16 protein-coding genes are annotated in these 14,585 nt (G+C 62.0%); 7 read left to right on the forward strand and 9 right to left on the reverse strand.

What is annotated here, in order from left to right; translation table 11 throughout:
* Window positions 1-8 precede the first annotated feature (8 nt).
* A complete protein-coding gene (locus AC2S2E_RS03720) occupies window positions 9-476 on the forward strand; it encodes a hypothetical protein (RefSeq protein ID WP_486523747.1) in 468 nt (155 codons plus the stop codon).
* A 38-nt stretch (window positions 477-514) separates the two neighbouring features.
* Here AC2S2E_RS03720 and AC2S2E_RS03725 read toward each other — a convergent pair whose 3' ends face one another.
* From AC2S2E_RS03725 to hemE, 9 genes are all read right to left on the reverse strand, one after another.
* Window positions 515-1,483, reverse strand: a complete 969-nt coding sequence (locus AC2S2E_RS03725) for a ParB/RepB/Spo0J family partition protein (protein WP_476106857.1) — start codon at window positions 1,481-1,483, stop codon at window positions 515-517.
* Complete coding sequence (locus AC2S2E_RS03730; protein WP_476106855.1) at window positions 1,480-2,259, reverse strand: ParA family protein; 780 nt, start codon at window positions 2,257-2,259, stop codon at window positions 1,480-1,482. Before AC2S2E_RS03730 ends, AC2S2E_RS03725 begins: the two co-directional genes overlap by 4 nt.
* On the reverse strand, window positions 2,256-2,909 hold the full coding sequence (gene rsmG / locus AC2S2E_RS03735; protein WP_486523748.1) for a 16S rRNA (guanine(527)-N(7))-methyltransferase RsmG: 654 nt from the start codon (window positions 2,907-2,909) through the stop codon (window positions 2,256-2,258). Before rsmG ends, AC2S2E_RS03730 begins: the two co-directional genes overlap by 4 nt.
* A gap of 1 nt (window position 2,910) precedes the next feature.
* A complete protein-coding gene (mnmG, locus tag AC2S2E_RS03740) occupies window positions 2,911-4,755 on the reverse strand; it encodes a tRNA uridine-5-carboxymethylaminomethyl(34) synthesis enzyme MnmG (RefSeq protein WP_486523749.1) in 1,845 nt (614 codons plus the stop codon).
* Between the two features lie 66 nt (window positions 4,756-4,821).
* Entirely contained in the window at window positions 4,822-6,099 is a 1,278-nt protein-coding gene (gene mnmE, locus AC2S2E_RS03745; RefSeq protein ID WP_476106850.1) for a tRNA uridine-5-carboxymethylaminomethyl(34) synthesis GTPase MnmE, read from the reverse strand.
* A gap of 12 nt (window positions 6,100-6,111) precedes the next feature.
* The gene (locus AC2S2E_RS03750) at window positions 6,112-6,357 is read right to left on the reverse strand and encodes a DUF6489 family protein (RefSeq protein ID WP_486523750.1); all 246 of its coding nucleotides are present in this window, start codon (window positions 6,355-6,357) and stop codon (window positions 6,112-6,114) included.
* A 304-nt stretch (window positions 6,358-6,661) separates the two neighbouring features.
* Window positions 6,662-7,918, reverse strand: a complete 1,257-nt coding sequence (gene rho / locus AC2S2E_RS03755) for a transcription termination factor Rho (protein ID WP_172340039.1) — start codon at window positions 7,916-7,918, stop codon at window positions 6,662-6,664.
* 392 nt (window positions 7,919-8,310) lie between these two features.
* A complete protein-coding gene (locus AC2S2E_RS03760) occupies window positions 8,311-8,754 on the reverse strand; it encodes a CopD family protein (RefSeq protein ID WP_476106905.1) in 444 nt (147 codons plus the stop codon).
* 101 nt (window positions 8,755-8,855) lie between these two features.
* A complete protein-coding gene (gene hemE / locus AC2S2E_RS03765) occupies window positions 8,856-9,881 on the reverse strand; it encodes a uroporphyrinogen decarboxylase (protein ID WP_486523752.1) in 1,026 nt (341 codons plus the stop codon).
* Window positions 9,882-10,209: 328 nt separating this feature from the next.
* Between hemE and AC2S2E_RS03770 the strand changes: the two genes are divergently transcribed.
* The 6 genes from AC2S2E_RS03770 to hpf all read left to right on the forward strand — a co-directional run bounded on the left by AC2S2E_RS03770 (window position 10,210) and on the right by hpf (window position 14,492).
* Window positions 10,210-11,022 (forward strand): pyruvate, water dikinase regulatory protein, encoded by an 813-nt coding sequence (locus AC2S2E_RS03770; protein ID WP_476106842.1) that lies wholly within the window; start codon window positions 10,210-10,212, stop codon window positions 11,020-11,022.
* 40 nt (window positions 11,023-11,062) lie between these two features.
* Complete coding sequence (locus AC2S2E_RS03775; RefSeq protein ID WP_486523753.1) at window positions 11,063-11,647, forward strand: Maf family protein; 585 nt, start codon at window positions 11,063-11,065, stop codon at window positions 11,645-11,647.
* Window positions 11,648-11,694: 47 nt separating this feature from the next.
* On the forward strand, window positions 11,695-12,531 hold the full coding sequence (aroE, locus tag AC2S2E_RS03780; protein WP_486523754.1) for a shikimate dehydrogenase: 837 nt from the start codon (window positions 11,695-11,697) through the stop codon (window positions 12,529-12,531).
* Complete coding sequence (gene coaE, locus AC2S2E_RS03785; RefSeq protein ID WP_476106838.1) at window positions 12,528-13,139, forward strand: dephospho-CoA kinase; 612 nt, start codon at window positions 12,528-12,530, stop codon at window positions 13,137-13,139. The genes aroE and coaE overlap by 4 nt, the downstream gene beginning before the upstream one ends.
* Before the next feature lie 59 nt (window positions 13,140-13,198).
* Window positions 13,199-13,891 (forward strand): DNA polymerase III subunit epsilon, encoded by a 693-nt coding sequence (dnaQ, locus tag AC2S2E_RS03790; protein WP_486523755.1) that lies wholly within the window; start codon window positions 13,199-13,201, stop codon window positions 13,889-13,891.
* A gap of 61 nt (window positions 13,892-13,952) precedes the next feature.
* Window positions 13,953-14,492 carry a ribosome hibernation-promoting factor, HPF/YfiA family gene (hpf, locus tag AC2S2E_RS03795; RefSeq protein ID WP_476106834.1) on the forward strand — a complete coding sequence of 180 codons (540 nt, stop codon included), beginning with the start codon at window positions 13,953-13,955 and terminating at the stop codon, window positions 14,490-14,492.
* Window positions 14,493-14,585 lie beyond the last annotated feature (93 nt).

The raw sequence follows: 14,585 nt of genomic DNA on the forward strand, positions 1-14,585 counted from the left end.
GTTGGCCCATGCCTGATGTTTCACCCTTTCGCGCGATATTGATCGCCGCCGGTTTCATCGCTGTTCCTGCCATGGCTCAAACCTCGGCCATCCCTCTGCCGCCTCCGGGCGCTGGGGCCAGTTACAGCCAAAACGTTGGTTCAGCGCCGGCGGTTTCCGCCGCCTATGCCTCCCCGCCCGTCACAGGCCCACAACCGGGCGGGTTACAACGCGGCGAATGGCTGGCCGAATGCGAGCGGCGGTTGAACGCAACGTCAGGCGCCGATGTCACGCTGTCGCCGGGCGCATGCCAAAGCTGGTGGGCCTATTATACGCAGGGCGGCGCGCCGCATCCCACCTATGGCTATGCCATTCCGATCAGCCTGACCGAAACGGTAACGCCCGATTGCCCGCCCCAAACCGTGATCGAAAAGCGCGTGATCCAACGCCGCGTGATCCGGCACAAAATCGTCCGCGACAAACGCATCGCGATCTGATCACACAAAAAAGGGGGCTTTGGCGGCCCCCTTTTCTTCTAGATCCCCTCGCCGGTCAGACGCTGGCAAATCAGGTCAAGCTGATCGAGCGTGCGATAGCGGATCGTCACCGCGCCCGAACGTGGATCAGCGTCCACGTTGATCTTGACCGACAGGCCGAGGAATTCCTCCAGATGCGCCTGCATCGCCTGAATGTCGGCGGATTCGGCGGATTTGAATTCGTTGCGCGCACGGCGTTGGGTCGGGGCTTCACGGCCCGAATGGCGGCGCACGACCTGTTCGACCTCGCGCACCGACAGGCCCTTTTCGACCGCCTGACGCGCCAGCCCTTCGGCATCCTCGACCCCGATCAACGCGCGCGCATGGCCCATCGACAGTTCACCCGCCTCGACCATCTGCGTCACCGGTTCCGGCAAAGCCAGAAGGCGCTGGATATTGGCGACATGGCTGCGGCTTTTATCGACCATCTTGGCGATCTCGGCCTGCGTCATGCTCTCGCCTTCGGCCAGTCGCTGATAGGCGCGCGCTTCTTCGATCGGGTTCAGGTCTTCGCGCTGAAGGTTTTCAATGAGCGCAATCGCCATCACCTCGCGCTGGGTCAGCTTGCGCACCAGAGCGGGTATTTCATGCACCTTGGCCCGCTGGGCCGCACGCCAACGACGTTCACCGGCGACAAGGCGATAACGCCCCTCGCCCAGCGGCACGACGATCACCGGCTGCAACACGCCACGCGCCGCAATCGATGCGGCCAGTTCATCCAGCGCCGCATCGTCAAACACCCGGCGCGGCTGATCGGGATCAGGTTCGATGCTGGACACCAGCAAAGAGGCCAGACCGCTCTCCACCGAAACCGGCCCGCCACCGGTGCCACCGGCGGCCACCGGCTCTTCACGCCGCGTTTCGCCCAGCAACGCCTGAAGCCCCCGCCCCAGCGCGGCCTTGCGGCGCGGCGCGGTGCCTCCGACCAAGGCGGCCGAAAGCGGGTTCTGGGTGGTGTCGTCGGTCATGCGGCTTTCCTGTTTTCAGGCAAACGTGAAATCAATTCGCGGGCCAGCGCGAGATAGGCGCGGCTGCCGCTGCAATGCTGGTCATAGATCAGCGCGGGTAGACCGTGGCTGGGCGCTTCGGACAGGCGGACGTTGCGCGGGATTTCGGTGTCGAACACCAGCTTGCCCAGGCACGAGCGCACATCATCCGACACCTGATCGGTCAGGCGGTTGCGGCGGTCGAACATGGTCAGCGCAATGCCGACAATGCCAAGGTCGGCGTTGAAACGCTGCTGCACCCGCTCGACCGTTTGCAACAACTGGCTCAGCCCTTCAAGCGCGAAGAACTCGCACTGCAAAGGCACCAGCACCGTATCGGCCGCCGTCAGCGCATTGAGCGTCAACAGACCCAGCGAAGGCGGGCAATCAATGAAGCAGATGTCATAGCGTTCCGCGCCACGTGAAAGCCCGTTGCGCAAACGATCCGTCCGGCCATCGACCGACACCAGTTCGACCTCTGCCCCCGACAGGTCCACCGTCGCGGCCAGCAAATGCAGCCCCGGAATGGTGGTTTCCATCGCACATTCCTTCAGCGTGGCCTCGCCCAGCAGAAGGTCATAGGTCGAATATTCGCGCGCCGATGCCGGAACGCCGACACCCGTGGAAGCGTTCCCCTGCGGATCGAGATCGATCAGCAGCGTGCGCCAGCCCGCCGCCGCAAAGGCCGTGGCCAGATTGATCGCGGATGTGGTTTTGCCCACGCCGCCTTTCTGATTGGCAATCGCAATGCGGATCACAGCTTCACTCCCTTGGGATTGAGATGGCCGACAATCAGCCCGGCTTCCTCATCGGTCAGCGATTGTTCCACGTGGAACCCTTCGCGCACCGATTTCTTGAGTGCCTCTAACTCTTGCCCTGCCGACCGCCCCTTGGGCAACAGCCAGAGCGTGTCCCTTGTGGAAAAGCGTGAAGAGATTTTCAGAAGCTTGTCCAGCGGTGCAAAGGCGCGGGCGGAAATCACCGCAACGGTCCGCGTCTCCACCATCTCCAGCCTTTGCCCCAAAACCTTTGCCTTGGGCAGGGCCAGTTCCTCGATCACGCGGTTCAGCCATTCGACTCGCCGGGCGCGCGATTCGACCATCAGCACTTCATGCCCCGGCCGAATCGCTGCAATCACCAGCCCCGGAAATCCCGCACCAGTGCCCAGATCGAGCCAGGGGCCCTTGGCCCCATTCCATGTTTCACGTGGAACATAGGACAGCAATTGCGCGGAATCGACGATATGACGTTGCCACACCATGGGGATCGTCGCCGCCGCCACAAGGTTCTGCCGCTCGTTTTCCTCGGCCAACATGGCGACCAGCTTCTCCAGCCGCTCCATCGCTTCGGGCGTCATTTCCCATCGCGCGTTCAGCCATTCGCGGGCCTGTTCCTCATTCGCAATCATCTCAGGCCAGCTTCCTTGCATGCACCAACAACGCCGCCAGAGCCGCCGGAGTTACCCCCGCCACGCGCCCCGCCGCCGCCAGATTTTCCGGACGCGCCCGCGTCAGGCGCTCCACCATTTCACTCGATAGGCCGGCGATCTCTCCATAGGGAAAGTCATCAGCCAGACGCAGATGTTCGTTGGAACGCAGGTCGGAAAGTTCCCTCTCCTGCCGCGCCAGATAGGGGGCATAGAATGCGTCCTCGGCCACTTCCTCGATCAGGGTCGCGTCCACGTCCAACGCCTTACCTAACCAGGGCCGTAGCCGGTCAATCGACACACCATCAAAGCGCAACCACTCACGCAGCGACAGACGCCCCGCATCTGCCTTTGCAGTGATGCCCACGGTCGAAAGATCCTGTGCCGTCACGCCCTGCTCCAACGCAGCTTCGAGCGCCGCCTTGTCCTGCTGACGACGCTCAAACCACGCGGAACGTTCCGCCCCAAGGCACCCTGCCGCCGCCGCCAGAGGTGTCAGGCGCGAGGTGGCATTGTTGGCACGCAGCCGCAGCCGATATTCCGCCCGCGCCGTCAACATGCGATAGGGTTCTGAAACGCCGTGGAGCGTCAGGTCATCGACCATCACCGCCAGATAGGAATTGGCCCGGTCAATCGCCGGAGCATCCCGCCCCAATACCGTGGCCGCCGCATTCATCCCCGCGATCAGCCCCTGCGCCGCCGCCTCTTCATAGCCGGTCGTCCCATTGATCTGGCCTGCGCAATAGAGGCCGGGGATCGCCCGCAGTTCCAGCGAGGTCCGCAACGCGCGCGGGTCGATATGATCGTATTCCACCGCATAGCCGGGCACCACCATCTCGACCTGCTCCAGCCCTTCCATATGGCGCAACATGGTCAATTGCACATCGGCGGGCAGGCTGGTCGAGATGCCGTTGGGATAGACCAGATGGGTCGACAGCCCTTCGGGTTCGAGGAAAATTTGATGCCCGTCACGGTCGGCAAAGCGGTGGATCTTGTCCTCGATGCTGGGGCAATAGCGCGGCCCCCTCGCCCCGATCGCTCCGCTGAACAGGGGCGAGCGGTGGAGGTTGGCACGGATCGTTTCATGCACAGCCTCATTGGTACGCGTGATCGCACAGGCCAGTTGCGGATTCACCCGCCGCGTTTCCACCGCCGACATGCACCAGTGTTCGGCATCGCTCGGCTGCTCCTCCAGACGCACCCAGTCGATGGTGCGCCCGTCCAGACGCGGCGGCGTGCCGGTTTTCAAACGCGCCATCGGCAAGTCGGCCTCACGCATTTGCTGCGCTAGACGATGGGCCGCCGCCTCGCCTATGCGCCCGCCGATCATGCGCTCCTCACCCCGGAACAGCGTGCCGCCAAGGAAGGTGCCGGTGCAAAGCACCACCGCCGATGCCGTCAGGCGAACCCCATCGGCCAGCTCCACGCCAGTCACTCGGCCCGCATTCAGCACCAGTGCCGCAACCTCTCCGGCCACTTGGGTCAAGTCGCCCTGCTGGGGCAGCATGCGTTGGATCGCCGCCTTGAACAGCTTGCGGTCGGCCTGAATGCGGGGGCCTTGGACCGCGCTGCCCTTGCTGCGGTTTAGCATGCGATAGTGGATCGAGGCAGCGTCCGCCGCACGTCCCATCAGCCCGTCAAAGGCGTCAACCTCGCGCACCAGATGGCCCTTGCCCAGACCGCCGATGGCCGGGTTGCAACTCATGGCGCCGATGGCGTTCAGGTCGAACGAGACGAGCGCCACGCGCGCGCCCATACGGGCGGCAATGGCGGCGGCCTCTACGCCGGCATGGCCGCCGCCGACAACGATGATGTCAAAATGCTGCATTCCTCGCCCCTACCCTAAGCGGGCGGGCGGGTCAAAAGCTGCGACGTGTTCCACGTGAAACACGCATCATTTTCCGATGCAGAAACGTCCGAACAAGGCGTCCAGCATATCCTCCGTCCCCGCCCCACCCAACAAGCGGTCGAAGGCGGACCGTGCGGCGCGCAACTCTTCGGCGGTCAACAGCAGGTCACCATCGGGGCGGATCGCACCCAATGCGGATGCTGCCTCGGAGAGCAAGCCATGCTGACGGGTGTTCAGTGCGACCTGGCCCGGCTTGGGCATGGCCATGCGCGCCGTGTCGATCAAGTCTTGGCGCAGGGCATCGACACCCTGCCCCGTCTTGCCGGACAGACGATGGCGAGGGTCGGTCTTGGCCATGCGAACGGCCGCATCGATACGGGATTCGATTTCCCACGCGCCCTCCGGCCCTTCACCCTCCGGCCCCAACCAAAGGACGAGATCGGCACGCGCCATGACTTCACGTGCGCGTTCGATGCCGATGCTTTCGACCACATCGGCGCCATCATCGCGCAGGCCCGCCGTGTCGAGAAACTGAAACGGCACCCCGCCCAGCGATACCGGACGCATCAGAATGTCGCGCGTGGTTCCGGCCAAAGGCGTGATGATCGCGGCATCATCCTCGACCAGCGCGTTGAACAAGGTGCTTTTGCCCGCGTTGGGCGGCCCGGCGATCACCACACGGAACCCCTCACGCAGAGCCTCGGCACGCGGGCGGGAAAGCCAGTCGGAAAGTTCCACGTGAAACATCGTCAGCGCCGGAGCGAAGGAAGCGGGCAGCGCGCCAACATCATCCTCGTCCCCAAAATCCAGCACCGCCTCAACCTGCGCCGAAAGCATCAACACCCGTTCGCGCCAAGCCTTGACCACCGCAGACAGCGCCCCGCCCGCCATGGCGACAGCGGCCTGCCGCTGCATTTCGGTTTCGGCGGAAAGCAAATCGCCCAGCCCTTCGGCCTCGGCCAGATCCATGCGGCCATTCAAAAATGCGCGGCGCGTAAACTCGCCCGCCTCGGCCCGACGCAGTCCGGGCAATCCCGATAACGCATGTTCCAAAGCGGCGATCACCGCCCGCCCGCCGTGGCAATGGATCTCGGCCAGATCCTCACCCGTCGCGGTGCGTGTGCCGGGGAACCACAGGACCAGAGCGCGGTCCAGTTCCGCCCCCGCGCCGTCGCGCAAGACCATCACACTGGCGCGGCGTTCCATCGGCAAACGGCCACCCAGCGCCACCAGCGCTTCGCCGGCCTGCGGGCCACTGATCCGGATCACCGCGATCGCGGCCGGAGGCATCCCGCTTGAGCAGGCAAAAATTGTGTCAGGCATTTTCCGGTGATCTTACTTCTTGCCGCCCGTCGCCATGCTTGCGCCGGCTTCCATGATGTTCTGAAACATCTTCATGCCAAGCTGGCCCATCGGGGCGAACTGCTTGGTGAACTCCTGAATCTGGTCGAGCGAGCCTGCGCCTTGCATCGCCTTCATCACCGCATCGACATAGGCCTCATTCGCCCGCGTCACATCAGGCAGACCCAGAAAGCGACGCGCTTCCTCGGGCGTGCATTCCACCTCGAAATTCATCTTCATCGCCGGGGCCTCCTTGGGCGCAAACCATAGTGGATAAAGACACAATGGGGGGGGGAAGTCTATATATTAGACAAATGAGAAAATGCGAGGGTCATAACCCTCGCGCTCCCGTTACTGTCTGCGTTGCGCCATGGGTTCAACCACAGCGCAAAATACGCAGCGTCTGAAATGATAAAGCCTGCGGCGCCTTTCAAAAGCGCCGCAGGCTCTAAGAATCCGATCCACAAACGTTCGCCCCCAACCGCAACCCCATATCAGGATTGCCAAGGGACAAGTCCCTCGGCCCGCCGGAGGCAAACTTCGCTTACTGGTTCATAGTGGCGAAGAAGTCCTCGTTGGTCTTGGAATCCTTCATCTTGTCGAGCAGGAATTCCATCGCGTCGACCGTGCCCATCTGCATAAGGATGCGGCGCAGGACCCACATCTTCGAGAGGTTGCCCTTTTCGACCAGGAGTTCTTCCTTGCGGGTGCCCGACTTGCCAACGTCCAGCGCGGGGAAGATGCGCTTGTCGGCGACCTTGCGATCGAGGACGATTTCGCTGTTACCAGTGCCCTTGAATTCTTCAAAGATCACTTCGTCCATGCGGCTGCCGGTGTCGATCAGCGCGGTGGCGATGATGGAGAGCGAGCCGCCTTCCTCGATGTTGCGCGCGGCGCCAAAGAAGCGCTTGGGGCGTTGCAACGCATTCGCGTCCACACCACCGGTCAGCACCTTGCCCGACGACGGCACCACGGTGTTGTAGGCGCGGCCAAGACGCGTGATCGAGTCGAGCAGGATGACGACATCGCGCTTGTGTTCGACAAGGCGCTTGGCCTTTTCGATGACCATTTCGGCCACCTGTACGTGGCGCTGCGCCGGCTCGTCAAAGGTCGAGGAGATGACCTCGCCCTTCACGCTGCGCTGCATGTCGGTGACTTCTTCGGGGCGTTCGTCAACCAGCAGCACCAGCAGGAACACTTCGGGGTGGTTGTCGGTGATCGCCTTGGCCATGTTTTGCAGCAGCACGGTCTTACCCGTGCGCGGCGGCGCGACGATCAGCGCGCGCTGGCCCTTGCCCTGCGGGCTGATCAGGTCGATCACGCGGGCCGACTTGTCCTTGACCGTGGGGTCGAGCGTGTCGAGACGCAGGCGCTCATTCGGATAGAGCGGGGTCAGGTTGTCAAAGTTGACGCGATGGCGCACCGCTTCGGGATTGTCGAAATTGACGCTGACCAGCTTGGTGATCGCGAAATAGCGCTCGCCATCCTTGGGTGCGCGGATCTCGCCTTCGACCGTGTCGCCGGTGCGCAGGCCCCACTTGCGAACCTGATTGGGCGAAACATAAATGTCGTCCGGCCCGGCCAGATAATTGGCCTCCGGGTTGCGCAAAAAGCCGAAACCGTCGGGCAGCACTTCGATCGTGCCCTGCCCGATGATTTCTTCGCCATCCTCGGCCACTTCCTTCAGGATCGCATACATCAGATCCTGGCGACGAAGTGTGCTGGCGCTTTCCACGCCATATTCCTCAGCCATCTCGACCAACTCGGCCGAAGTCTTTTTCTTTAATTCTTTCAAATGCATATCAAGGTATTCCTATGAGGTTCGGCCGGCGGGTCTGTGGGGCATGGAGAATGCAAGACCATAAAAATGCCGCGTCTGTTGTATCGCGCGGCGGTGCCGGTTGCGGGGGGAGATAGGGGATTGGAGGGCGGAAATCAAGGAAAGAGAGAGAATGCGAGGGTCTAGACCCTCGCGCTCCCATTACTGTCTGCGTTGCGCCAGAGGTTCAGCCAAGGCGCACAATACGCAGCGTTAGAAATAATAAAGCCTGCGGCGCCGAATGGTTGCGCCGCAGGCTTTATAAAAACCAATCCCAAAACCTGCGAACCAAGACGCAACCCCATTATAGGGATTACAAAGGACCCCCGCCCTTTGCCCGCCGGAGGCAACTTCAAACCCCAAACCTCAAACAATCAAAACGGCTTCAACACCACCATCACCACGATCACCGCCGCCGCCAGCCCCGGCACTTCGTTCAGCATCCGCAGCTTCTTGCCCGACAGCTTCCGCTCGCCCCGCGCCAGAGCCTTGGAATAGCCCACCAGCCACATGTGATAGGCCGAAAGCCCCAGCACCGCCGCCAGCTTCATATGAAACCACCCCTGCGAAAAGGCCCCGATCGTGTGCGCCAAAAGCAGCCCCAGCACCCAGACGACGATGATCGCGGGCGTCAGGATGATCTTGCGCAGTTTCGCCTCACGGTCGATCCAGCGCGCTTCCTCGGCCGATCCGGGGTCGCTTTCCTGATGATAGACAAAATAGCGCGGCAGCATGAACAGGCCCGCCATCCAGAAGATCACAAAGATGATATGGCCCGCCTTGAGCCAGAGATAGGTCATCGAAAGCACCCATTCCATCGCTGCACCATGGTTTAGCATGGTGGGAAAAGTGGTATCCGGTTTTGCGCTGTCAACGCCGCGACATCAAAAAACCGGAAGAACCGTGCCCCATGCGCGCTTTACCGCTTCCACCCGCGCACGACGCTGAGCAATTGCTCAACATGTTCGATGGGCGTGGTCTGTCCGATGCCATGGCCCAGGTTGAACACATGCGGCCGGTCGGCAAAGGCTTCGAGCACGTCGATGGCGCGGGCCTCCAGCTCCGGCCCGCCCGCCAGCAGCAGCAGCGGATCAAGATTGCCCTGCACCGGCATATTCGCGGGCAATTCGCGCGCGGCCCAGATCGGGTCGATGGTTTCATCCACACCCACCGCATCGACCCCGGTTTCCCGCGCATAGGCCGCCAGCTTCTCGCCAGAACCTTTGGGAAAGCCGATGATGGGAACGGTGGGGTGCAACGCCTTGATCGCCCGGACGATGGCCGCATTGGGCGCGATCACCCATTTCTCGAACTCACGCGGGGCCAGCGATCCGGCCCAACTGTCGAACAACTGGATCGCCTCGGCCCCGGCCTTGATCTGACCGTCGAGATATTCGACCGTCACATCGACGATCCCATCGATGATCGCCTGAAATGCCGCCGGATCGCGATAGGCATAGGCGCGCGTCTCGTGCTGATCCCGGCTGCCCTCGCCATTCACCATGTAGGTCGCGATGGTCCAAGGACTGCCCGCAAAGCCCAGCATGGTGGTCTGTGGGCTGATCTGGGCCACGACCTGACGAACCGTCTCATAGATCGGCGCAAGGCGCTCAGGCACCGCCACAAGCGATTTTAGCGCATGATCGACAAGGCGCGGAGAAAGATGCGGCCCCTCGCCCACCAGGAACTGGAGATCCTGTCCCATGGCATAGGGCACGATCAGAATGTCGGAAAACAGGATTGCTCCGTCAAAGCCGAAACGGCGCAACGGTTGCACCGTGATCTCGGCCGATGCCGCGCTGTCATAGACCAGCGCGAGGAAGCCGCCCTTTTCCGCCCGCAACGCACGATATTCCGGAAGGTATCGTCCGGCCTGACGCATGAGCCAGATCGGGCGCTGATCACCATTGGAACCACGCAGCGTATCGAGGAGCAAACCGGGCATCGAGAGAGTCCAATCCAAAAAAATAGATTCTTATTAAAGGGATTCAGTAGGTAGTTGGCCTGTGGATAGCGGGCATACCGGTTCCTTGCCCGATTTATCCCGAAATGAACAGGGGCGTAGCCTCTGCGAATCCCCAAGAGTCAGGGTCAAGGATTCCTTTTCCCCCTTATCCCCAGCCTGTGGGTAACCCTATGCACATGTCCACAAGTCGCGCAAAGGAGTCCGGTTATAGGGGATCAAACCTATCCCCGAGATTGTCACCAGACTTCTCTCGTGGTTTATGGTCAGGCTTATCCACAGCACCCGGCACTATCAGGCACTTATCCCTATGACGCGGCTCCACCTCCATTTGCTCTCGGACTCCACTGGCGAAACGCTGGAGATGATCGCCAAGGCGGCCCTTTCGCAATTCGACGATACCGATGTGGTGCGCCACTTTTGGCCCATGGTGCGCTCGCAAGCGCATCTGGATCGTATCATCGGCGATATTGCTGCCAACCCCGGCCTGGTCGTTTATACGATGGTCAGCCAGGATATCCGCAAGGCGTTGGAGGATCGCTGTCGAACCTTGGGCCTGCCTGCGGTGCCTGCGCTTGATGCCGTGATTGACTCGCTCGAGGCCGCGCTGGGACAGGAAGCCAAGGGGCGACCGGGCCGCCAGCATACGCTGGACGCGGCCTATTTCGCCCGCGTCGAGGCGATCCAGTTCACCATCGCCCATGACGACGGCGTCGCGTGGGAGGATTGGGAAGAAGCCGATATCGTTCTGGCGGGCGTATCGCGCACATCGAAAACGCCGACATCCATCTATCTGGCCAATCGCGGATATAAGGTTGCCAATATCCCCATCGTGGTGGAAAGCCCGCCGCCCGGCCTGCTCTATGATCTGAAGCGTCCGCTGGTGGTGGGGCTGACCACCGCGCCCGAGCGCTTGATTCAGGTGCGCCGCAACCGCCTGCTGACGCTCAACCAATCGCCCGACACTGCCTATGTGGACAATGACCGCGTCGGGGCCGAGTTGCAGTTTGCCCGCCGCATGTTTGCCGATAATGGCTGGCCGGTGATCGACGTCACCCGCCGCTCGATCGAGGAAACCGCCGCCGCGATCATCAATCTGATCAAAGAGCGGCCTGAGAGATAATAACGCGAGATAATAACGCGAGATAGACGGAACGCTCGACATGAATTTCCCCGATCTTGTTCTTGCCAGCCAGAGCGCCTCGCGCCGGGCGATGCTGGATGCCGCCGGTGTCGCGCATGAGGCGATCCCCGCGCGCATCGACGAACGCGCGCTGGAGGCCGGCCTTGAAGGCGCCGCGCCCGATGATGTCGCGCTGGCTCTGGCCAAGGCCAAGGCATTGGCGATCTGTCCGCAGGCGCCGGGGCGTCTGGTGCTGGGCAGCGACTCTCTGGTCGTGGTCAATGGCCGCCGTTTCGACAAACCGGCAAGCCGCGAAGATGCCGCCGCCCATCTGCGCCTCTTTTCAGGGCAAGTGATGGAATTGCATTCGGCCGCCGCCCTTGCCCGCGACGGCGCGGTGGTGTGGAGCCATGCCGAATGCGCGCGACTTGTGGTTCGCCCGCTCGACGAAGCCTTCATTTCCGCCTATCTGGACGCCGAATGGCCGGAAGTGGCGGGCTGTGTCGGGGTATTTCGCATCGAGGCGCTGGGCGTCCAATTGTTCGAAACCATCGAGGGCAGCCATTTCACGGTGCTGGGGATGCCGCTTCTGGCGGTGCTGGGGGCTTTGAGGGGCGTGAAGTGACATATCCGGTTTGGCCTATCGCGGCGGGAGAAACGCCGGTGGCCGCAATGCGACCCTATGCCGAAGTGATTGGCGATCCGATTGCCCAATCCAAATCGCCCGCGATCCATGGCCATTGGCTGGCCGGGCTGGGGTTGGACGCTGATTATGGGCGCGCCCATGTCCTGCCGCAGGATTTGCCTGATTATATCGCCACGCGGCGCGCGGACCCGATGTGGCGCGGGTGCAACGTCACCATGCCGCATAAACAGACGATCATCCCCCTGCTTGATGGGCTGGATCCGTTGGCGGCGCGGATTGGTGCGGTCAATACCGTGGCGGTCATGGGCGATGGGCGACTGATCGGGCATAACACCGATGCGCCGGGTTTTATCGAACCGCTTCTGCCGGTGCTGGGTGATGAACTGGCGCCGGAAAACGCGTTGGTGCTGGGCGCGGGCGGGGCGGCGCGGGCGATCGTCGTGGCGCTGGCCGATGCGGGGATTGCGATTACGCTGGCCGCGCGCGATCCGGGCAAGGCGCGTGAATTGCTGGATGAACTGGCGCCCCGGTCGCGGCATCAGGCGGCGGCGCTGGGTGATTTTGCCAGCGGCGGCGATTATCAATTCGGCATGGTCGTCAACGCCAGCCCGCTGGGCATGGTCGGCAACCCGCCTTTGCATTTCAGTCTGGACCATGCGCGTCCTGCGGCCATCGTCTATGATATTGTCACCGCGCCGCTGGAAACACCCCTGCTGGCCGCGGCGCGGGCCGAGGGCAAGCGCTGCGTGGACGGTTTGGCCATGCTGATCGGTCAGGCCGCGATTGCCTTTGAACATTTCTATGGCGCGGACGCGGGGCGCGAGAGGGGCGATATCGCCCTTCGCGCGATTCTGACGGCATGAAGCGCGGCCCCAAGGTCATCGGCCTGACCGGATCGATCGGTATGGGCAAATCCACCGTGGCGGGCATGTTTCGCGATGCGGGCGTACCGGTGTTTGACGCCGATGCCACGGTGCGCGCTCTGCAAGGTCCGGGGGGCGTTTTGCTGCCTGCGATTGAGGCGGAATTTCCCGGCACCACCGGGGCGCAAGGGGTTGATCGCGGCAAATTGGGCGCGGCGGTTTTTGGCAAGCCCGAAGCGCTGGCCCGGTTGGAGGCGATTGTCCATCCGGCGGTCGCGATTGCGCGCAAAGAGTTCATGGCGCAACATTGCGACTCGCAGGTCGTGGTTTTTGACATTCCATTGCTGTTTGAGCGGACCGGGCGGGCCGGAATGGACGCTGTGGTGGTGGTTTCGGCCCCCGCCCCCGTGCAAAAGGCCCGAGTCTTGGCCCGACCGGGCATGAGCGAGGCCAAATTTGCCGATATTCTGGCCGTTCAGATGCCCGACTCGGAAAAACGGGCTTTGGCGGATTTTGTCATTGATACAGGCACTTCCCTAGAGGAAACCCGTATTTCCGTGCAAAATTTGCTGCGTGAAATTAACCGGATGGACGGAAACGACGCCTAATCTCGATGGCATGAGATTTTTGCTTGTGCAGCCCGGTTTCGAGGAGGATAGATACCACAATGCGTGAGATCATCTTCGACACCGAAACCACAGGTCTGGACCCTAAAAACGGCGATCGGCTGGTGGAAATTGGCTGCGTCGAAATGGTCAACCGGGTGGCGACGGGCGCGACCTATCACTGCTATTTCAACCCTCAGCGCGACATGCCCGCCGAAGCCGAGCGGGTCCATGGCCTGTCCGAAGCCTTTTTGGCGGACAAGCCGTTGTTTGCGGAAAAAGCGGGCGAATTTCTGGAATTTATCGGCGATGCGCCGATGGTGGCGCATAATGCCGGTTTCGACTTTGGCTTTATCAATGCGGAATTGACCGCGGCGGGCCTTGAACCCGTCAGCCTTGATCGCATGGTCGATACGGTCAAGATCGCACGTCAGAAACATCCCGGCGCGAAAAACTCGCTCGACGCTCTTTGCACGCGCTATGGAATCGATCGCAGCCACCGTACCAAACATGGCGCCCTGCTTGACGCGGAACTGTTGGCACAGGTCTATGTCGAATTGCTGGGCGGTCGTCAGATTGGCATGGAACTGGCCGCGCAAACCGTTGTTGTTACTGAAACAGTAACACAAATCCCAACGCAGGCCCCGCGTGAGCGGCCCCTGCGCGAGGCACGCCCCCATGCCGCCAGTCAGGAGGAACTGGACGCCCACGGCGCGTTTTTGAAATCGATCAAGGAACCAATCTGGCTCCAGTGACAATCAAGAGATAACAACAAGAGGAGTAACAACCATGGACGTTCGCGTTTCCGGTCATCAAATGGAAACTGGCGATGCACTGCGCGTGCATGTTGAGGAGCGCCTGGCGGCGATCATCGACAAATATTTCGCGCGGGCGCTGTCTTCGGTTGTCACCTTCAGCAAGGCCCCGGGCGGTTCATTCCGCAGCGACATCGTGATGCATGTGCGCCAGGGCCTCATCCTGAAGGGCGCCGGCCTCAGCCATGATGCGCACCATGCCTTTGACCAGGCATCGGACAAGGTGGAAACCCAGCTGCGCCGTTACAAGCGCCGTTTGAGCGCGCGCCAGGAACAGGCCGCCCATTCGGTCCGTTCGGAAGAAGCGGCCTATACGATCTTTGTCGAACCCGAGATCGAGCAGGAAGAAGCCCCCACCGAAGCGCCGCTGGTGATTGCCGAATTGCGCGTCGATGTGCCCGAAACCACGGTTTCGGACGCGGTGATGATGCTGGATCTGCGCAACACCAATGCGCTCCTGTTCAAAAACGCTGGCACCGGAAAGCATAATATGGTTTACCGGCGCGGTGATGGGTCGATCGGCTGGGTCGAACCGTCCTGACGTAAACGTAAACGCGCTCCACGGCTCGGTGCCAATGGCGCGGGCCGTGGTGTGTTATCGACCACAGGCAAAGGGCGTTTGGTCAAGGCGGAC

It is taken from the genome of Novosphingobium sp. 550D, assembly GCF_057401885.1.

Coding starts and splice junctions, on each gene's coding strand:
- AC2S2E_RS03720 (WP_486523747.1), top strand. CDS start 9: ATGCCTGATGTTTCACCCTTTCGCGCGATATTGATCGCCGCCGGTTTC.
- AC2S2E_RS03725 (WP_476106857.1), bottom strand. CDS start 1,483: ATGACCGACGACACCACCCAGAACCCGCTTTCGGCCGCCTTGGTCGGA.
- rsmG (WP_486523748.1), bottom strand. CDS start 2,909: ATGATTGCGAATGAGGAACAGGCCCGCGAATGGCTGAACGCGCGATGG.
- mnmG (WP_486523749.1), bottom strand. CDS start 4,755: ATGCAGCATTTTGACATCATCGTTGTCGGCGGCGGCCATGCCGGCGTA.
- mnmE (WP_476106850.1), bottom strand. CDS start 6,099: ATGCCTGACACAATTTTTGCCTGCTCAAGCGGGATGCCTCCGGCCGCG.
- AC2S2E_RS03750 (WP_486523750.1), bottom strand. CDS start 6,357: ATGAAGATGAATTTCGAGGTGGAATGCACGCCCGAGGAAGCGCGTCGC.
- rho (WP_172340039.1), bottom strand. CDS start 7,918: ATGCATTTGAAAGAATTAAAGAAAAAGACTTCGGCCGAGTTGGTCGAG.
- AC2S2E_RS03760 (WP_476106905.1), bottom strand. CDS start 8,754: ATGGAATGGGTGCTTTCGATGACCTATCTCTGGCTCAAGGCGGGCCAT.
- hemE (WP_486523752.1), bottom strand. CDS start 9,881: ATGCCCGGTTTGCTCCTCGATACGCTGCGTGGTTCCAATGGTGATCAG.
- AC2S2E_RS03770 (WP_476106842.1), top strand. CDS start 10,210: ATGACGCGGCTCCACCTCCATTTGCTCTCGGACTCCACTGGCGAAACG.
- AC2S2E_RS03775 (WP_486523753.1), top strand. CDS start 11,063: ATGAATTTCCCCGATCTTGTTCTTGCCAGCCAGAGCGCCTCGCGCCGG.
- aroE (WP_486523754.1), top strand. CDS start 11,695: ATGCGACCCTATGCCGAAGTGATTGGCGATCCGATTGCCCAATCCAAA.
- coaE (WP_476106838.1), top strand. CDS start 12,528: ATGAAGCGCGGCCCCAAGGTCATCGGCCTGACCGGATCGATCGGTATG.
- dnaQ (WP_486523755.1), top strand. CDS start 13,199: ATGCGTGAGATCATCTTCGACACCGAAACCACAGGTCTGGACCCTAAA.
- hpf (WP_476106834.1), top strand. CDS start 13,953: ATGGAAACTGGCGATGCACTGCGCGTGCATGTTGAGGAGCGCCTGGCG.